Source organism: Vibrio sp. 10N.222.49.C9 (assembly GCF_041474985.1).
In the GTDB taxonomy this organism is placed as follows: Bacteria; Pseudomonadota; Gammaproteobacteria; order Enterobacterales; family Vibrionaceae; genus Vibrio; species Vibrio crassostreae_C.
On the sequence record NZ_JBFRVD010000616.1, the window covers coordinates 1 to 278 of the forward strand.

General features: G+C 45.3%; 1 protein-coding gene. It reads left to right on the forward strand.

Annotated elements, in window-relative coordinates:
• Window positions 1–278 (forward strand): hypothetical protein (locus tag AB4585_RS24750; protein ID WP_372171401.1); only part of this gene is annotated, 278 nt, incomplete at both ends.

Genomic DNA, 278 nt, shown 5'->3' on the forward strand with positions numbered 1-278 from the left:
CGCTAGGGTATGCAGCAAGAACGCTAGGTCTACAGACAGAACGTGGGTACCAATTCTTTTTGGAATATTCTGGTGGTGAATTGGGTGAGACTAGATACTTTGGGTCGCATGGTGTAAGTACGATTATGCCTGCTTATGGTGATGCGGTTTTCTCTGAGTGCGAGGTACCAGAAGTATTTTGGGATCGGCAGATCCTGCTGAACGAAATGGTAGAGCAAAAAGAGACTGAAGAAGAGTTTGAGAGTTCTCTTCGACCTTATGTATCTGGTGTTCTAGCT